The following is a 13,985-nucleotide window of genomic DNA, read 5'->3' as shown; positions in this document are numbered from 1 at the left end:
TCTAAAACAACTATTTAGTGATGATTTGTTGCTTGTGTTCAGTAAGTTATAAAATATGAAAACCATTAAAAATTTAGCATTATTCCTCCTTGTTGCAATTACAATAAGTTGCTCATCTCCCAAGCTCGGGAAAGACCGTTTGGATTTGGAAAAGTTCGACTTGAATTTCGATGTTGATGCTTTTTATGCCGATGAAATTAAGAAAGGCAAAAGGAATGAGAAAGAATTAAAGAAACTCAGGGAAAAAAGAGAAAATGAGCATCTTTCTGAAAAGGAAAGGCAAAAAATGCAAGAAAGATTTTGGGAGCTTTTGGATTTTAAAAGTATTCAGATAGATACCGTTTTTGAAGATGAAATTTTGAATAGAAAAAGGATTCCTCTTGCTAATCAATATAATATGTGGAATTGGAGTCAGGATGATAGCTTGGCATATTTTCAGAAAATGCACTTTTGCAAAATAGAGATGGCGACCAGTTTTAAAGGTGATTTTATGGCATTGGTTGCTGAAAGTGAAAGTAAAGGTACGGACGATTTTGAGGCTTTACTCCATTATTTGAAGCAAAAACACGGCAAACCAACGGTAAAAGAAGATAGAATTTTTAACGGATTCTTTACCTACCATTGGGAGCTGGACGATCGCCTATTGGCTATTTTCTCTCGTTACGATAACAAAGAGAACACCTTAAAATTAGGTGTCGAAATTACCGAAAATGGCGTAAAGGCAGATACAGCCAAACAGCCTGCCCACATAACGCGTTTGTTTATACTCAAAAACCAATACAAACAGGATAGTATCCTGACGCATTTCATTCGTGGCGAATGGAGTGATTTTAACGATTTGCTCGATGGTAGATGATTCCTCTGAATAATATACTTTTATAACATCTTGATAATTTTTATGCATAAATACTTGATACATAAATATGAAGACTATTAAAAATTTAGCATTATTCTTTTTTGTTGCAATTACAATGAGTTGCTCATCTCCGAAGCTCGGAAAAAATCGATTGGATTTGGAAAAATTCGACCTAAATTTTGATGTAGCGGCTTTTTATGCTGACGAAATCAACAAAGGCAAAGAAAATATGAAAGAATTGGAGAAACTTGAGGAAAAAAGAGAAAAGGAGGGGTTTTCTGAAAAGGCAAGAAAAGAATTGGTCAAAAAGGCTTGGAAACTTCTCAATTTTAAGAGTATTCGAAAAGATACGATTTTTAACGCCCAATTTTACGAGGACGAACGAAGTCCGATAGCGTATCGATATGATATGTGGGGCTGGAATTCTGCTGACAGTTTGGCGAATTATCATAAGATGCACTTTCATAAAATAAATATGGCAACAAGCCTTGAAGGTGATTTTATGGCGTTAGTCGCCCAAAGCCAAGGCGAAGGTACGGACGATTTTGAAGCTTTACTCCGTTATTTGGAGCAAAAACACGGTAAGGTAACGGTAAAAGAAAAAAACTTCTTCCGAAATTTTCCTATTTATTATTGGGAGTTGGATGACCGCCTATTGGCAATGATTTCTAAACAACAAAAACAGGCAAATCTAACACTGAAATTAAGTAAAGAAGCTACTGAAAACAATCCAACGACAGATACCATTAGATTTAATACAACCCATTTGTTTATACTCAATAACCAATACAAACACGATAGTATCATTAGTAATTTTCGCTCTGGCGATTGGATAGATTTTAATGCAGTTCTCAAAAAGTGATTTTCTGTATTTTAATAATGTAATTGTTTAATTTTTAAATATTTATAAAAGTATGAAAGCCATTAAAAGTTTAACCTTATTCTTTATTTTTATCCTTATGTTGCATAGTTGTTCGTCTCCCAAGCTCGGAAAAAATCGATTGGATTTGGAAAAATTCGATCTAAATTTTGATGTAGCCGCTTTTTATACCGATGAAATCGAAAAAGCTCAAAAAAATATGAAAGAATCCGATAAAATTTTGGAAAAAAGAAACAAAGAAAATCTTTCCGAAAAGGAAAGAGAAAAATTGACTGAGAAAATTTGGGAACTTTTGCGTTTTCACGTCATTCAAATAGACACCGTTTTTAAAGGTGAATTTACGAAAGAAAAAACTCCGATGGCGTATCGATACGATATGCGAAGTTGGAGTACTCGTGATAGTTTAGCCTATTTTCAGAAAATGCACTTTTGCAAAATCAATATGGCAACCAGTCTTCAAGGCGATTTTATGGCGTTAGTTGCTGAAAGTGAAAGCAAAGGTACGGACGATTTTAAAGCCTTACTTGATTATTTAGAACAAAAACACGGCAAACCAACGGTAAAAGAAAACAGTTTTTACAACGGTTCATTTACCTACCATTGGGAGCTGGACGACCGCTTATTGGCAATTTTTTCTCGTTACGACAACAAAGAAAGCAGCCTAAAATTGGGTATCGAAGTTACCGAAAATGATGTAAAGGTAGACACCACCAAACACCCCACCCACGTAACGCGTTTGTTTATACTCAAAAACCAATACAAACACAATAGCATCATTAGAAATATAAACTCGGGTGATTGGGTTGCTTTTTACAAAATCCTTGAGAAGTAAATTTTTATATTTTAATAGTGTAATAATTTAATTTTTAAGTGTTTATAAAAAATATGAGAACCGTGATAAGCTTTGTTATATTTCTGATTTTGTTGGGCTTAATCTATTCTTCGGATTTGGGGTTTAGGTCGCGTAAATATGCCAACCGTGCACAAAATCCCCCTGCCAAGGTATTTAGTGGCGAGGCGTTGTCCGCTGCTCAAAAAATGTTTGACGGCGATATAGCGGGAATGGAGCAGGAAATTAAACAAAAAAATGTCAATCTCGACCAATTAGACCCTGAAAAAGGCTATACCTTATTGATGTACGCCACCATTATAGAAGATATAAAAGCGATGAGAAGGCTGCTGGAATTGGGGGCTAATCCTAATATTATTTCTGCTGATTATAGTACGCCATTAAAACACGCGGTGGCACTTAATAATTATAAAATGCTGGACTTGCTTTTTGAGTTTAAAGCCGACCCCAATCCCAAAGTAGGTAACTCTCCTTTAGTAACGGCTTTATCTTTGGCTGGTTTTAAATATGTAGAAAAGAACATGGTGGATTATCTGTTGGCTCACGGGGCGGATATTAATAATATTTCTCTGAGCGGACATAACATAATGAAAGAAGTTACGCTGGATAATTTTGATATGGCGTTGTATTTTTTAGAAAAAGGCGGACAACCCATAATAGAAGGCACCAACCTGAGTCCTATGGCAAGTTATATTCAATCCGAAGAAAAGTGGTTGAAAAAAAATAATAAATCAGAAACGGAGTATTATAAAAAATTATTATCCCTAAAACAACTGTTGATAGACAAATATGGCGTTCAATTTCCTTATGAAAAAGATACCTTACAGGAAGCCAAATTGAGAATCAAGCTATACGAAGAGCTTAGTCCACAAGATAAAATTTCCATTAATTTTAGATATAATTACGGCGAAAACCTTTATCAAAAAGATTTAGAATTGATAAAAAATAGTGAATAATTTTGTTTCAAAAAATATATTTTAAAGCGATTTATAAAGGAAAATTTTTATAAGTTGAATCTAAATGTTAATGTAAGTTGATATAAATTAAGAAATGAAAAATCAAGAAATTAAAATAGATAGTTTTAATGTGAAATATTCTTTTTGGGCGAGTATTATCACGATTTTTATTCTTTTTCCAATGGCATTATTAGTATTAAAATCGGGCAATATTAAAAATACAGCAAGCCAAACACAACTCATTATTTTGTTACTTTCTATGACATTTGGGTTTTTGATCATCATTATGAAAAGTAAAATGAAGAAAGTTTATTTCATAAAATCGGATGAAAATATTTTGATAAAAGATGAACATCATACTGAAATAAAATTGGATAAAAACTTTAATTATAACTTGTATAATTACAACTCTAAAAAAGCATTTATGATAAGAATATCAGACGAAAATAAATCATATTTTTACTTATCTCCTAATATGCATTTAAAAAATGATATAGAAGCTTTTTTTCCTGCGTCAAATAAGAAGAAAATTAGAATGGATTTTTACGCTCAATATTTCCCAATAATACTTTGCCTATTTTATTATATCTGTTTTGTTTGTTGTTTTTGTTATTTAGAAATAAGTATGGGAGTTTAAAAAAACATCAAATTAAGTATAAAAAAACACAAAAATGAATAAAAAATATTTGTTTTCAGTCATAGGTTTTTTGGCAGGTGTAACTTTCTATCTGTTTGATGTAATGGTATCTAATTCAGAAGTTTCGTCAATAGAAGCCACAGCCAATGAATTATTGCGTAACATTAATTATTTTATGTTATTTATATATGGCATCATAGGTTTTATAATGATGTATATCTTGATAACAACTCTTAATAAACTTATTAAATAGACAAAGCAAGACGCTCAAATTTTCTGCTTTGTGCATTATAATATCTTTAAAATTCGCATATAATATAGAAAATCAGATTACGAAAAAATATACCATAAAAGGCGTTGATTTAAAATCAGAAATTTTGATGACACTGCCTATTATTCCTGTTGTCCTTTTTATGATTCAATAAGTTATAAAAATATGAAAACTATTAAAAATTCAACCCTATTTTTAATTCTTGCCCTTATGATGTATAGTTGTTCGTCTCCGAAACTCGGAAAAAATCGATTGGACTTGGAAAAATTCAACCTAAATTTTGATGTAGCAACTTTTTATGCCGATGAAATCAAGAAAGGCAAAGAAAATATGAAAGAATTGGAGAAACTCAGAGAAAAAAGAGATAAGGAGGGTTTTTCTGAAAAAGAAAAAGAAGCATTGACCGAGAAAATTTGGGAACTTTTGGATTTTCACGTCATCGAAATAGACACCGTTTTAAGTGGCAAAACCTATAAAGACGAACGAAATCCGATAGCGTATCAGTACGATATGCGGAGTTGGAGCACCTCTGATAGCTTAGCATATTTCCAGAAGATGCATTTTTGCAAAATCAATATGGTAACTAGTCTTAAAGGCGATTTTATGGCGTTAGTTGCTGAAAGTGAAAGCAAAGGTACGGACGATTTTAAAGCCTTGCTTGATTATTTAAAACAAAAACACGGCAAACCAACGGTAAAAGAAAACGGTTTTTATAACGATTCATTTATCTACCATTGGGAGCTGGACGACCGTCTGTTGGCAATTTTCTCTCACCACGATAACAAAGAAAGCACCCTAAAATTGGGTATCGAAGTTACCGAAGATGGCGTAAAAGCAGACACTACCAAACAGCCTACCCTCGTAACGCGTTTGTTTATACTCAAAAATCAATACAAACACGATAGTATCCTCACGCATTTTACTCGTGGCAATTGGAGTGTTTTTGATGAAATTCTTGAAAAGTGATTTCCTAAGAAAAAAAGCAGTTTAATATTAGGTTTCTCAATTTTTTGAAAAAGCAAAATGTTTTTTCAGCGTAGTGTTGGGAGCTTTTAAGAATTGTGTTTCTGCTTTTTAATAAAAGTAAGTTAGCAATGTTTAAACTCAAAGTCAAATCCCTTCGGCTATTTTTTGCAGTTGCTTTGGGTTAGTTATTCGGATGCGTTTTCCTTTAGTAATAATCCAATTGTTTTTATTAAAGTCGGAAAGCATACGAATGAGTGATTCGGTGGCTGAGCCTATCATATTGCCAATCTCTTCACGTGAGAGTTGTACATTGATAAATCCGTTACTATCATTGCCAAAGGTTTTTTCTAAAAATAGTAAAGCACTTGCTAATCGTTGTTTTACAGTCTTTTGGGCTAAATCAACAATGGTATCATCAGCTCTTTTGAGTTCCTCACAAACCTCTTTCAAAACTTCCGAAGAAAAATCGGTATTTTGAACAAAGGAAGCTAATACCTCTTCTTTAGGAATAAAACACGCTTGTACATCAGTAAGTGCTACTGCTGTAAGGTTAGCGGGTTGTTTGCCTATTACGCTACGTTGCCCTAGTATATCTCCTTTGACTACGAATCGAACAATTTGGCTTTTGCCATTGGTGCACAGCTTACTAAGTTTGCATACGCCCTCAACAATGCAATACACCCCCGAGAGCGTTTCTCCTTCTTCGAAAATGACATCTCCTTTTTTTATTGTCATTCCAGATTTACACATCGAAATTTTACCCAATTCACTAATGCTTAATGATTTAAGTGCATTGTTTAGCTTGTTGGTACATTGTTCACATTTAGGGGTTTGCATCATAATAGGTGAAATTTCTTCCGCAAAGATAAAATTTTTTATGATATTTGTCATCGTGTAAAAACAAAACATTGTCGAAATTTGTCAGTTCATACAATTAAATAATATGCAAAATATTTGCTACCATTGCGGAGGCGAATGCGAAGAACAAACCCTTACCGCTGATGATAAACTTTTTTGCTGTTTAGGTTGCAAAACGGTTTATGAAATACTAACGGAGAATAATTTAGAATCTTATTACAATATTGAAAAAAATCCGGGGGCTCGTCCTGAAACCTCTTTTGAAAAATATCAGTTTTTAGATAATCAAAAAATCGTTGAAAAACTTCTGGATTTTAATGATGATAACATTCAGGTAGTTACACTTTTTATTCCTCACATACATTGTAGCTCGTGTATTTGGGTGCTTGAAAACTTACAAAAACTACACACTGCTGTAAATGCTTCCTTAGTGAATTTTCCTAAAAAAACGGTGCGTATCACTTACAATGCCACCCAAATTTCCCTAAAAGAATTAGTCCTTTTGCTCTCGCATATTGGTTATTCGCCCTACATTAGCTTGGAAGATTTTCAAAAGCAGAAAGACCATCAAAATCGAGAAATTTACTATAAATTAGGCGTAGCTTCGTTTGCTTTTGGTAATGTAATGTTGCTTTCCTTTCCTGAATATTTTGAGTCTGACGAATATTGGTTAGAACAATACAAATATTTTTTCAGAGGGTTGATGTTTTTGCTTTCGCTTCCTGTGGTTTTTTACGCGGCTAATAGTTATTTTATTTCGGCTTATAAAGGGTTGCGCTCCAAGTTTTTGAATATTGATGTTCCGATAGCTTTAGGTATTGTTGCTCTTTTTGTGCGAAGTACATATGATATTGTAACCGATTCAGGTCCAGGTTTTTTTGATAGCCTTACGGGGCTGCTTTTTTTCTTGCTTTTAGGGAAATTTTTTCAACAAAAAACCTATAATTTTCTTTCCTTTGAACGCGATTACAAAAGCTATTTCCCTATCGGAATTACACGAATTGCCAACGGAAAAGAAGAAAGCATACAAGTGTACGATATTGAGCGAGGGGATAAATTACTTATTAGAAATCAGGAGCTTATTCCAGTAGATGCTATCTTAATACAGGGTGATGGATATATTGATTACAGCTTTGTAACGGGCGAATCTGTTCCCGTGCAGAAAAACAGTGGCGACAAGCTTTTCGCAGGAGGTAAACAAACCCGAGGAGCTATTGAAATTGAAGCCATTAAAAGCGTATCGCAAAGCTATTTGACGCAACTTTGGAGCAATGATATTTTTAGCAAAAATAAACACGATCGCTTTAAGACCCTTACCGATCGCATTAGTCAATATTTTACCATTGTTATTCTTGGTATTGCTTTTACCTCCTTATTGTATTGGTATTTTATTGACCCGCTTATAGCTTGGAACGTATTTACCGCAATTCTTATCATTGCCTGTCCTTGTGCTTTGGCAATGTCTGCTCCTTTTACTTTAGGAAATATGTTGCGCATTTTCGGATACGAAAAATTGTACCTCAAAAACAGCAAGGTCATTGAGCAAATGGCACAAATTGACACTATCATATTTGATAAAACAGGAACGATTACTTCGGCTCAAAAATCAGAAATCACCTATGAAGGTATTACCCTTACTGCTACAGAAGAGGAGGTGCTAAAGAATGCCCTACGTAACTCTAACCACCCATTGAGTAGGTTGCTTTACCATTTTTTACCAGAACAAAAAATGGTGTCAATAACACATTTTGAAGAGTTTACAGGGAAAGGAATTGAAGCAAAAGCAGAAGGCTATCACATCAGGATAGGCTCGGCAAATTTTGTAGGTAAAGCCGAATCAAACAAGACCTTAAAAACCAGTGTTCATATATCCATAAATGACACCTATAAAGGAAGCTTTATCTTTAATAATGCTTATCGAAAAGGAATAAAAGAGCTGTTCAATTCCCTATCTCAAAAATATCGCTTAGTGATTCTCTCTGGTGATAATGAAAGTGAACGACAAACCCTTGAAAAGATGCTTCCTGCCAGTGCTCAAATGTTATTCAATCAAAAACCTGATGATAAGCTCAATTACATTAAAACAGAACAAGAAAATGGGCATTCGGTAATGATGGTAGGCGATGGGCTAAATGACGCTGGAGCCTTACAACAGAGTGATGTAGGTATTGCTCTTTCGGAAAATGTAAACGTATTCTCTCCAGCTTGTGATGGTATTTTAGATGCCCAAAAGATAAACAAATTAGGTTTGTTTATGCAGTTGTCTGAAAAGTCAATTCGGGTAATTATGGTGAGCTTTGGGTTGTCATTTTTGTATAATATCGTTGGGTTGTCGTTTGCTATCAGCGGAAATTTATCGCCTGTGGTAGCGGCTATTTTAATGCCGTTGAGTTCCATAAGTATTGTAGTTTTTACTACTGTTACCACTAATATCATTTCAAAGCAATTGAGAATCAATACAAATAATGAAGTGAATCGCAGGCTTGTTGAAAAATAATGACAAAAATCATTTTTTATACTATCCAAGATAATTACTTTTGCCACAAAACTTTATCGTAAATAAAAACATAATGAGTGTTATTTACATGTTAATTTCCATAAGCATTGTAGTGGCTTTGATATTTTTCTTTTTGTTTATCAAGGCGGTACGTACAGGGCAGTATGATGATAGTCACACACCAGCGGTGCGAATGCTTTTTGAAGATGAACTTGTAGAGGAAGCTCCTACTGAAAAAGAAAATATTAAAGAACACTAATAAACAACTAACATAATGGAAAAACAGCAATTTTATTACGACAACAAAATTGTGAGTAAGTTTCTTTTCGCAACGCTCTTGTGGGGAGTTGTAGGGATGTTGGTAGGGCTTATTTTGGCCTTCCTTTTCATTTTCCCAGGACTAACGCAAGATATTTCTTTCTTAAGCTTTGGGCGAATCCGTCCGTTGCACACCAATGCGGTAATTTTCGCTTTTGTGGGGAATGCTATCTTTGCGGGGGTTTACTACTCGTTACAACGGTTGCTCAAAGCGCGTATGTTTAGCGATTTTTTGAGTAACTTTAACTTTTGGGGTTGGCAGTTAATCATCGTTGCAGCAGCCATCACCTTGCCTTTGGGGTACACCTCTTCTAAAGAATATGCCGAATTGGAATGGCCTATTGACATTGCCATTGCTTTGGTTTGGGTAGCCTTTGGGGTAAATATGATTGGAACCATACTAAAGAGAAGACAACGACACATTTATGTGGCGATTTGGTTCTACTTAGCAACTTTTGTTACTGTAGCTGTTTTGCATATTTTTAATAACTTAGAGCTTCCTGTTACAGCACTAAAGAGCTATTCGGTTTATGCAGGGGTACAAGATGCTTTGGTACAATGGTGGTACGGGCATAATGCGGTAGCTTTCTTCTTGACCACACCTTTCTTAGGGTTGATGTATTACTTCGTTCCGAAGGCAGCGAATCGTCCCGTGTATTCGTACCGATTGTCAATCATTCACTTTTGGAGTTTGATTTTTATCTACATTTGGGCAGGTCCTCACCACTTATTGTATAGTGCACTACCTGATTGGGCGCAAAACTTAGGGGTTGTCTTTTCGGTAATGCTTATCGCTCCTTCTTGGGGAGGTATGATTAACGGATTGCTTACTCTTAGAGGCGCTTGGGATAAAGTTCGCGAAAATCCTGTGTTGAAATTTATGGTGGTTGCTATTACTGGATATGGTATGGCTACCTTTGAAGGACCTATGCTTTCGCTCAAGAATATCAATGCCGTAGCTCACTTTACCGATTGGATTATTGCACACGTACACGTGGGGGCTTTGGCTTGGAACGGTTTCTTAGCTTTTGGTATGATTTACTACTTGGTGCCCAAAATGTGGAAAACAAACCTTTACTCTATCAAATTGGCAAACTTCCACTTCTGGATAGGTACTTTGGGTATCGTGCTTTATGCTTTGCCTTTATACGTAGCTGGATTTACGCAGGCCTCTATGTGGAAGCAATTTAACCCTGACGGAACACTTGTTTATGGAAACTTCTTAGAGACGGTAACCAACATTATGCCAATGTATTGGATGCGTGCTATAGGAGGAAGCCTATATCTGTTTGGTGTTTTGGTTGGAGTTTATAACGTTGTTGTAACTCTAGGAAGAGCCAACAGCTTAAAAGATGAATTGGCAGAAGCCCCTGCACTAGCACCTATTTCTAAACATCGTTTGAAAGGCGAAGGTTATCACACTTGGCTGGAAAGACGCCCAGTACAGATGACCATTTGGGCTACTGTAGCTATCCTTATTGGAGGACTTGTACAGATTATTCCTACTATTTTCGTTAAGGAAAACATTCCTACCATTAGCACCGTAAAGCCATATACGCCTTTGGAATTGGAAGGACGTGATTTGTATATCCGTGAGGGTTGTGTGGGTTGTCACTCACAAATGATTCGCCCGTTTAGAAGTGAAGTGGAACGTTATGGCGAATATTCAAAAGGAGGCGAATATGTTTATGACCGTCCATTCTTGTGGGGAAGTAAACGTACGGGTCCTGATTTGTTACGTGTTGGTGGCAAGTATTCTGATAACTGGCACTTTAACCATATGCTTAAGCCCGAGAGTACTTCGGCAAAAAGTATTATGCCTGCTTATCCTTGGCTCATTAGCAACAAACACGACAGAAGTGATATTCAAGCGAAAATGCGCACTTTGGTAAAATTAGGGGTTCCTTATACTGATGAGGATATTGAAAATGCTCACACTACTATGGAAGCGCAGGCCGCTCAGATTGAGAAGAATCTGTACAGCGATCCTAAATTTGTGGAATCATACGAGAAATCTAAAAAAGCAGCTTTGGCTGAAGGCAGAGAGTTTGTTGCAATGAAAGACCGTGAGATTGTAGCGCTTATTGCCTATCTACAGCGTTTGGGTACTGATATTAAAGTAAAAACGGCTAACGCGGAATAAACTATGCTGAAATTTGTTAAAGATCATATGGCAAGTATTGATGGGATAGAAATCTTTCCCATCATATCCCTATTGATTTTCTTCCTTTTTTTTGTGGGACTTTTTTGGTGGGTAATAGGCTACAAAAAAGAAACTATTAAAGAACTGGACAGCATCCCTTTTGACAATGACAACGAAAATAACGACACTTTATCATGAGAAATTTTACATCATTTTTACGAGTAACTTCCATAGTTGCCCTCGCAGCATTAGTTGCTGAGTTTTTCTTGGGAAGTTGGGAGAAACCCGCTATTATAACTTATCCTGAAATTCCTGTTTTTTTGGTTTTTCTTACCATTGTTCTGATAATTGTTGAGATTATGTTAGGGTCTTTAAAAACCCTTGCCGAAGCCATTATGACTGAGGAACAACGCCAAAAACACAAAGAAGCGGCTAAAAATGCTTGGTACCGACGGTTCTATGCCAAAATGCTTGATCAAAAACCTATTGAGAAAGAAAGCGAAATCATTCTTGACCACGATTATGACGGAATTAAAGAGTTGGATAATACTTTACCGCCTTGGTGGGTGTATATGTTTTACCTAACTATTATTTTTGCAGGAATTTATATGGTGCGTTACCACATCTTGGGTGCTGACAATCAAAAAACAGAATACGAAAAAGCCGTGGCCGAGGCGCAACTTCAAATTGAAGAATACAAAAGAAACGCCCCCGATTTATTAAATGCAGATAACGTAGAACTTCTTACCGATGCTGCTGATATTTCCGCAGGGAAAGTTGCCTTTGAAACCAATTGCGTGGCTTGTCATATGGCAGATGGTGGAGGAGGTATTGGGCCTAATCTTACCGATGATTACTGGATTTTAGGAGGTGGTATAAAAGAAATTTTTACTACTATTTCTGAAGGAGGACGTGAAGGAAAAGGTATGGTGCCTTGGAAATCAACCTTGAAACCCAGAGAAATTGCACAAGTGGCAAGTTACATTAAATCATTACGAGGAAAAACTCCAGCAAACCCTAAAGAACCCGAAGGAGACTTATGGGTAGAGCAAACAACAAGCCAAGACACACAAGAGCAAGAAGTTTCTCTATAAAAAACCTTTTTTAAAATATTTTGTTTAGGTTGCTTTAAGTGGCTTTTCCTTAACTTCTCTATCAAAAAGAAGATATGCTGAAAAACTTAAAGCAACCTTTGCTTACTTAAACTAACTGACAACAAACACACCTATGGCTGAACAGAATAAAGAAGTCTTTCGTGACTCCATTGGTACAATTAGTGAGGAAGGAAAACGGGCTTGGGTTTATCCCAAAAAACCTTCTGGGAAGTTTTACAACTATCGTAAGTACGTAAGTTATTTTTTACTCTTATTCCTTTTTACGGCTCCTTTTATTAAAATTGAAGGGAATCAATTTCTGATGTTCAATGTTTTGGAGCGTCGATTTAATATTTTTGGACTGCCTTTCTGGCCCCAAGATTTTTATCTTTTTGTAATCTCGATGATTATTGGGGTGGTTTTTGTTACGCTCTTTACGGTGGCTTTCGGAAGGATTTTCTGTGGCTGGATTTGCCCTCAAACCATATTTATGGAGATGGTTTTTCGCCGTATTGAATATTGGATTGATGGCGATCGTGGGGCACAGATGCGATTGGATAAACAACCTTGGAATGGAGAAAAAATCAGAAAACGACTGCTCAAATGGAGTATCTTTTTTATCATTTCTTTTGCCATTTCCAACATCTTTTTGGCATACCTTATCGGAAGTGATGAGCTACTAAAACTCATTGCCGATGGACCTTTGGCACATTTGAGTACTTTCGTTGCATTGCTTATTTTTACAGGTATTTTCTACTTCGTGTTTAGCTGGTTTCGTGAACAGGCCTGTATCATTGCTTGTCCTTACGGACGATTGCAAGGGGTACTTTTGGATAACCAATCCATCGTAGTAGCTTACGATTACAAACGTGGCGAGGGTGAAAACGGACGTAAGAAATTTCGTAAAAATGAAGACCGACAAGCCTTAGGTTATGGAGATTGTATTGACTGTATGCAATGCGTTCACGTTTGCCCTACTGGAATAGATATCCGTAACGGAACACAATTGGAATGTGTAAACTGTACGGCTTGTATTGATGCTTGTGATGAAGTAATGGAAAAAGTAGGCTATCCTAAAGGGCTTATCCGATACGCTAGTGAAGAAAACATCGCTAAAAAAGCTCCCTTTAAGTTTAATTTACGAATGAAAGGATACACAGCTGTTTTATCGGCATTGATAATTGTGCTTATAGGGATGCTCTTTTTACGTTCGGAATTACAAGCTACTGTTTTGCGCTTACCTGGGCAACTGTACCAACACGAGCCAGATGATGTTATTAGTAATGTCTATACGTATAAAATCATCAATAAAACCACTAAAGATTTTGAAAATGTTTCCTTTAAGGTCGTTTCACCCATAGCAGCAGATGTTGTTTTGGTTTCCAAAGAAACCATTTTCATTCCTAAGCAGGGTATGGCAGAAGGAACGCTATTTATCAAAACCAAAGACTTTTTACTTAAAGATGACACCACTGTTTTTGAAATAGAGGTGTATAGCAATGGTAAAAAAATAGAAAGTACTAAAACTACTTTCTTAGGTCCTCGAATATTCAGATAAAGTACTTTTAGTTTTTGTTTTCATTTTATTTAAGAGAGAAGGGATTGAGTGCAAGTTCAGTCCCTTTTTTATGTTTTTTTCGCTCTTTTTTCTACTGATTT

General features: G+C 35.8%; 14 protein-coding genes. 13 read left to right on the top strand and 1 reads right to left on the bottom strand.

Annotated elements, in window-relative coordinates; genetic code table 11:
• Nucleotides 1–55: 55 nt before the first annotated feature.
• The 7 genes from CGC47_RS05695 to CGC47_RS05665 all read left to right on the top strand — a co-directional run bounded on the left by CGC47_RS05695 (nt 56) and on the right by CGC47_RS05665 (nt 5,416).
• Nucleotides 56–856 (top strand): hypothetical protein, encoded by an 801-nt coding sequence (locus CGC47_RS05695; RefSeq protein ID WP_042000564.1) that lies wholly within the window; start codon nt 56–58, stop codon nt 854–856.
• 67 nt (nt 857–923) lie between these two features.
• Nucleotides 924–1,718, top strand: a complete 795-nt coding sequence (locus tag CGC47_RS05690; protein ID WP_042000567.1) for a hypothetical protein — start codon at nt 924–926, stop codon at nt 1,716–1,718.
• A gap of 52 nt (nt 1,719–1,770) precedes the next feature.
• Complete coding sequence (locus CGC47_RS05685; RefSeq protein WP_095900105.1) at nt 1,771–2,568, top strand: hypothetical protein; 798 nt, start codon at nt 1,771–1,773, stop codon at nt 2,566–2,568.
• Between the two features lie 53 nt (nt 2,569–2,621).
• Nucleotides 2,622–3,542, top strand: coding sequence for an ankyrin repeat domain-containing protein (locus CGC47_RS05680; protein WP_231552313.1), 921 nt, complete (start codon nt 2,622–2,624; stop codon nt 3,540–3,542).
• A 94-nt stretch (nt 3,543–3,636) separates the two neighbouring features.
• Entirely contained in the window at nt 3,637–4,179 is a 543-nt protein-coding gene (locus tag CGC47_RS05675; protein WP_095900104.1) for a hypothetical protein, read from the top strand.
• A 49-nt stretch (nt 4,180–4,228) separates the two neighbouring features.
• A complete protein-coding gene (locus CGC47_RS05670) occupies nt 4,229–4,432 on the top strand; it encodes a hypothetical protein (protein ID WP_231552314.1) in 204 nt (67 codons plus the stop codon).
• Between the two features lie 183 nt (nt 4,433–4,615).
• The gene (locus CGC47_RS05665; RefSeq protein WP_042000577.1) at nt 4,616–5,416 is read left to right on the top strand and encodes a hypothetical protein; all 801 of its coding nucleotides are present in this window, start codon (nt 4,616–4,618) and stop codon (nt 5,414–5,416) included.
• Nucleotides 5,417–5,560: 144 nt separating this feature from the next.
• On the opposite strand, the gene CGC47_RS05660 is transcribed toward CGC47_RS05665, so the two are convergent.
• Nucleotides 5,561–6,307 carry a Crp/Fnr family transcriptional regulator gene (locus CGC47_RS05660; RefSeq protein ID WP_231552315.1) on the bottom strand — a complete coding sequence of 249 codons (747 nt, stop codon included), beginning with the start codon at nt 6,305–6,307 and terminating at the stop codon, nt 5,561–5,563.
• A 52-nt stretch (nt 6,308–6,359) separates the two neighbouring features.
• Between CGC47_RS05660 and CGC47_RS05655 the strand changes: the two genes are divergently transcribed.
• The 6 genes from CGC47_RS05655 (at nt 6,360) to ccoG (ending at nt 13,884) form a co-directional block, all read left to right on the top strand.
• Nucleotides 6,360–8,771, top strand: coding sequence for a heavy metal translocating P-type ATPase (locus tag CGC47_RS05655; protein ID WP_095900103.1), 2,412 nt, complete (start codon nt 6,360–6,362; stop codon nt 8,769–8,771).
• 73 nt (nt 8,772–8,844) lie between these two features.
• Nucleotides 8,845–9,030, top strand: coding sequence for a cbb3-type cytochrome oxidase assembly protein CcoS (gene ccoS, locus CGC47_RS05650; RefSeq protein ID WP_042000580.1), 186 nt, complete (start codon nt 8,845–8,847; stop codon nt 9,028–9,030).
• Between the two features lie 15 nt (nt 9,031–9,045).
• Nucleotides 9,046–11,232, top strand: coding sequence for a cytochrome-c oxidase, cbb3-type subunit I (gene ccoN, locus CGC47_RS05645; protein ID WP_042000583.1), 2,187 nt, complete (start codon nt 9,046–9,048; stop codon nt 11,230–11,232).
• 3 nt (nt 11,233–11,235) lie between these two features.
• Nucleotides 11,236–11,430, top strand: coding sequence for a cytochrome c oxidase subunit IV (locus CGC47_RS05640; protein ID WP_041913674.1), 195 nt, complete (start codon nt 11,236–11,238; stop codon nt 11,428–11,430).
• Nucleotides 11,427–12,326, top strand: coding sequence for a cbb3-type cytochrome c oxidase N-terminal domain-containing protein (locus tag CGC47_RS05635; RefSeq protein WP_013998126.1), 900 nt, complete (start codon nt 11,427–11,429; stop codon nt 12,324–12,326). Before CGC47_RS05640 ends, CGC47_RS05635 begins: the two co-directional genes overlap by 4 nt.
• Before the next feature lie 133 nt (nt 12,327–12,459).
• A complete protein-coding gene (gene ccoG, locus CGC47_RS05630; protein WP_095900102.1) occupies nt 12,460–13,884 on the top strand; it encodes a cytochrome c oxidase accessory protein CcoG in 1,425 nt (474 codons plus the stop codon).
• Nucleotides 13,885–13,985 lie beyond the last annotated feature (101 nt).

Origin of the sequence: Capnocytophaga canimorsus (assembly GCF_002302565.1) — a bacterium.
Taxonomy (GTDB): Bacteria; Bacteroidota; Bacteroidia; order Flavobacteriales; family Flavobacteriaceae; genus Capnocytophaga; species Capnocytophaga canimorsus.
The sequence above is the reverse complement of the archived record's forward strand: the minus strand, read 5'-3'. Positions and strand labels throughout refer to the sequence as shown.

Bases quoted from the DNA above. Each gene is read 5' to 3' on its own strand.
- ccoS (WP_042000580.1), top strand. From the start codon at position 8,845: ATGAGTGTTATTTACATGTTAATTTCCATAAGCATTGTAGTGGCTTTG.
- ccoN (WP_042000583.1), top strand. From the start codon at position 9,046: ATGGAAAAACAGCAATTTTATTACGACAACAAAATTGTGAGTAAGTTT.
- CGC47_RS05655 (WP_095900103.1), top strand. From the start codon at position 6,360: ATGCAAAATATTTGCTACCATTGCGGAGGCGAATGCGAAGAACAAACC.
- CGC47_RS05685 (WP_095900105.1), top strand. From the start codon at position 1,771: ATGAAAGCCATTAAAAGTTTAACCTTATTCTTTATTTTTATCCTTATG.
- CGC47_RS05665 (WP_042000577.1), top strand. From the start codon at position 4,616: ATGAAAACTATTAAAAATTCAACCCTATTTTTAATTCTTGCCCTTATG.
- CGC47_RS05675 (WP_095900104.1), top strand. From the start codon at position 3,637: ATGAAAAATCAAGAAATTAAAATAGATAGTTTTAATGTGAAATATTCT.
- ccoG (WP_095900102.1), top strand. From the start codon at position 12,460: ATGGCTGAACAGAATAAAGAAGTCTTTCGTGACTCCATTGGTACAATT.
- CGC47_RS05660 (WP_231552315.1), bottom strand. From the start codon at position 6,307: ATGACAAATATCATAAAAAATTTTATCTTTGCGGAAGAAATTTCACCT.
- CGC47_RS05695 (WP_042000564.1), top strand. From the start codon at position 56: ATGAAAACCATTAAAAATTTAGCATTATTCCTCCTTGTTGCAATTACA.
- CGC47_RS05635 (WP_013998126.1), top strand. From the start codon at position 11,427: ATGAGAAATTTTACATCATTTTTACGAGTAACTTCCATAGTTGCCCTC.
- CGC47_RS05640 (WP_041913674.1), top strand. From the start codon at position 11,236: ATGCTGAAATTTGTTAAAGATCATATGGCAAGTATTGATGGGATAGAA.
- CGC47_RS05690 (WP_042000567.1), top strand. From the start codon at position 924: ATGAAGACTATTAAAAATTTAGCATTATTCTTTTTTGTTGCAATTACA.
- CGC47_RS05680 (WP_231552313.1), top strand. From the start codon at position 2,622: ATGAGAACCGTGATAAGCTTTGTTATATTTCTGATTTTGTTGGGCTTA.